The following is a 2,834-nucleotide window of genomic DNA, read 5'->3' on the forward strand; positions in this document are numbered from 1 at the left end:
TTCAACCCGGTCGCGGTCATGCCGCTCATCGAAGTGGTGAAGATGCCGCAGACGGATGACGCAACCCTCTCCACCGCGATGGTGACGGCCGCCGCGCTCCGCAAGAACGCGGTCATCACGCGGGACACCCCCGGCTTCGTGGTGAACCGCATCCTGGCGAAACTGCTCGGCGAGGCCATGCACGCTGTGGACACCGGCACCCCGTTTGCCGTGGTTGACGCATCGATCAAGCCGTTCGGCCTGCCGATGACGCCGTTCGAACTGCTCGAACTGGTCGGACTCAAGGTTGGCGCGCACGTCCTCGACACGCATCATGCCGCCTTCCCCGATCGCTTTTTCGACAGCCAGAACCTGCACCGTCTCGCCGAGCACGGGCGCATCTTCGAGCGCGACGGCAAGGGAAAGATCAAGGGCTACGACCAGAAAGCCGTCGCTATCGTTGCAGGAGGCACGACGCCCATGACGGGCGAAGAGCTCCTGCGCCGCATTGAGGACGGACTCGCGGATGAGGTGCACCGCATGCTCGAGGACGGCGTCGTCTCGGCGCCCGAGGATATCGACCTCTGCCTGATCCTGGGTGCGGGCTACCCGTTCCAGATGGGCGGCGTGACGCCATACCTCGACCGGGTGGGTGCCTCGGAGCGCGTCTTCGGCGCCACCTTCCACACCCCGGCGATCCGCGGGGTCGGCTAGCGGCTGCGGCCCGTCAGCGACCGAGTGGCGTCATATCGGCGTACCGGTCGCCGACGGGCGGCTCGATGGCGTTGAGCGCGGCGAGCTGGTCCTCAGACAGAACGAGCTCGTCCGCTCCGACGTTCTCCTCGAGCCGGTGAACCTTGCGGGTACCGGGGATGGGCACGATGTCATCGCCCTGGGCAAGAAGCCAGGCCAGGGCGACCTGAGCGGGCGTCGCCCCCGCGGCCTCGGCGACGGCATCCACCGCTTCCACGATGCGGATGTTGGCGGCCAGGTTCTCATCCTCGAATCGAGGGTTCGCCCGGCGGAAGTCGTCGTCGTCCAGCTGGTCAACCGAGCGCAGGGTGCCGGTGAGGAAGCCGCGCCCGAGCGGTGAATAAGCGACAAACCCGATGCCGAGCTCCCGGACCACGGGCAGAATCTCGGCTTCCGGGTCGCGGGTCCAGAGCGAGTACTCGGTCTGGAGAGCGGTCACCGGATGCACGGCATGGGCACGACGAATCGTCGACGGTGCCGCTTCCGAAAGCCCATAGCCGCGGATCTTGCCTTCCGCGATCAACTCAGCCAGCGCGCCCACCGTGTCCTCAACGGGAACGTCGGGATCCATCCGGTGCTGGTAGTACAGGTCGATGTAGTCGGTCTCAAGCCGCTTCAGCGAGCCCTCGATCGAGATGCGCACGTTCTCGGGGCTGCCGTCGAGGCCGCGGCCCCCGTCGCCCCGGTGCAGGATCGTCCCGAACTTGGTGGCGATGCTGACCTGGCTCCGCCGACCCTTGAGCGCCTTCGCCAGCAGCACCTCGTTGGTGTACGGCCCGTAGACCTCCGCGGTGTCGAAGAGAGTCACGCCCAGCTCGATCGCGCGGTGGATGGTCGCGATGCTGCCCGCCTCGTCTGTGCCCCCGCCGGTGTAATACGCCGACATTCCCATGCAGCCGAGCCCTAGCCGGGACACCTCAAGATCTGCGCCCAGGGAAATCTTCTTCATGGTGAGCTACTCCTCGTTGGGAACCGATTCTGGTGAGTCAAGGTTGGCGGTCGCTTGCAGCGCTCGACCCGAGTCGTCTGGCAGCGGCCGGGCAACGGGAATCCGGCTGCCGAGCACCTGGGCGATGAGGTCCCTGGCGATCTTCTGTGGTGTCAGGTCGACCATGTTCAGAATCTGCTCACGCGTGCCGTGCGGAAGGAACTCGTCGGGAAGACCCAGTTCGGTGACGGCGGTGTCGACGCCCGCCGCACGGAGGTCCTGCCGGATGCGGGTGCCGATGCCGCCAACGCGAACGCCGTCCTCGATCGTGACGACGATGCGGTGTTCACCGGCGAAGTCGATCACGCTCTGCGGAACGGGGACGACCCAGCGCGGGTCAATGACGGTCGCGCCGATGCCCTGCGCTTCGAGCCGATCCGCCACCTTAAGACCGAGCCCGGCCATCGGGCCAACCGTGACGAGCAGTACATCCTTGTGGGCAGCTTCCCGAAGGACGTCGACACCGTCTGAGGTGCGCCGCACGGCCTCGAACTCGCTGCCGACGCTGCCCTTGGAGAATCTCAGCACCGTCGGGGCATCCTCGATCGCGACGGCTTCGCGGAGCTGCTCGCGCAGGCGCGTGGCATCCCGAGGCGCAGCCAGGCGGATGTTCGGCACCACCTGCAGGATCGCGAGGTCCCACATCCCGTGGTGGCTCGGGCCGTCGGGGCCGGTCACGCCCGCACGGTCGAGCACGAAGGTCACTCCCGCTTTGTGCAGGGCAACGTCCATGAGGACCTGGTCGAAGGCGCGATTGATGAAGGTCGCGTAGAGCGCGACGACGGGGTGGAGGCCTCCGAACGCGAGCCCTGCAGCGGAGGTCACCGCGTGCTGTTCGGCGATCCCCACGTCAAAGACCCGCTCCGGATACTTCTCCGCCAGGCGGTGGAGGCCCGTGGGGCGCAGCATGGCCGCGGTGATGCCCACGATTCGCGGGTTAGTGTCGGCGATGTCGACGATCTCGTCAGCGAAGACGGAGGTCCAGGATGGCCGGCTCGCTGTTTCGATCGGCTCGCCCGTCTCGGGGTCGATCTGGCCCACCGCGTGGAACTGGTCGGCGACGTCATGCAGGGCGGGCTCATAGCCCTTCCCCTTCTGTGTGATCGCGTGAACG

Annotated in this window: 3 protein-coding genes; 1 reads left to right on the top strand and 2 read right to left on the bottom strand. The window is 67.0% G+C overall.

Annotated features, from left to right (window positions below; genetic code table 11):
• On the top strand, positions 1–693 hold a 693-nt coding region (locus tag JWR61_RS28030; protein WP_301930950.1), incomplete at its 5' end, for a 3-hydroxyacyl-CoA dehydrogenase family protein.
• A gap of 13 nt (positions 694–706) precedes the next feature.
• Here JWR61_RS28030 and JWR61_RS28035 read toward each other — a convergent pair.
• Both JWR61_RS28035 and JWR61_RS28040 read right to left on the bottom strand, forming a co-directional pair.
• Entirely contained in the window at positions 707–1,681 is a 975-nt protein-coding gene (locus JWR61_RS28035; RefSeq protein ID WP_301930951.1) for an aldo/keto reductase, read from the bottom strand.
• Positions 1,682–1,687: 6 nt separating this feature from the next.
• On the bottom strand, positions 1,688–2,834 hold a 1,147-nt coding region (locus tag JWR61_RS28040; RefSeq protein ID WP_301930952.1), incomplete at its 5' end, for a transketolase C-terminal domain-containing protein.

The sequence above is a fragment of the Ferruginibacter sp. genome (assembly GCF_028288465.1).
Lineage (GTDB): Bacteria > Bacteroidota > Bacteroidia > Chitinophagales > Chitinophagaceae > Ferruginibacter.